At 68.2% G+C, this 604-nt stretch carries 1 protein-coding gene; it reads right to left on the bottom strand.

What is annotated here, in order from left to right; all coding sequences use genetic code 11:
- Positions 1-604, bottom strand: a 604-nt coding sequence (locus ADK36_RS10835) for a zinc-binding dehydrogenase (RefSeq protein ID WP_159391111.1), incomplete at both ends; no start/stop codon positions are given.

Below are 604 nucleotides of genomic sequence, written 5' to 3'. Positions count from 1 at the left end.
GTGGTCGGCGGCGTCGCAGGCGGCGATCCGGACCTGTGCTCCGAGTGCGGTGAGCTCGGCTTCCAGTTCCGCGGCACCCTCGGCATCCCGCCCCCGACGGCTCGTCAGCAGAAGATGGCGAGCACCGTGCTCGCTGACCATCTGACGAGCCGCCAACTGCCCCAGGGTCCCGGTACCACCGGTGATCAGTACGGTTCCCTCCGGGTCGATGGCCTGGGGCAGGACCAGGACGTTCTTGCCGACGTGCTTGCCCTGGCTCATGTCCCGGAAGACGGCGCGCGCTTCCCGTACGTCCCATGTGGTCAGCGGCGGCAGCGTCAGTACGCCCCGCTCGAACAGCTCGACCAGTTCCCCCAGCATCCGCTGGATCAGGTCCTTGTCGAGGTGAGCCAGCACGAACGCCTGGTACCGCACATTCGCGTACTGCCGCGCGATCTGCTCGGGGTCGCGGGTGTCCGTCCGGCCCATCTCGATGAACCGTCCGCCGTGGGGCAGGAGTCGGAGCGATGCGTCGACGTAGTCGCCGGCGAGGGAGTTGAGGACGACGTCGACGCCGCGGCCGTCGGTGGTGCGTTTGAAGTGTTCTTCGAAGTCGAGGGTGCGG

It is taken from the genome of Streptomyces viridochromogenes (assembly GCF_001270495.1).
Classification (GTDB): Bacteria; Actinomycetota; Actinomycetes; order Streptomycetales; family Streptomycetaceae; genus Streptomyces; species Streptomyces viridochromogenes_A.
Note: the sequence above shows the minus strand (reverse complement) of the source record. Positions and strands in the feature narration are given on the sequence as shown.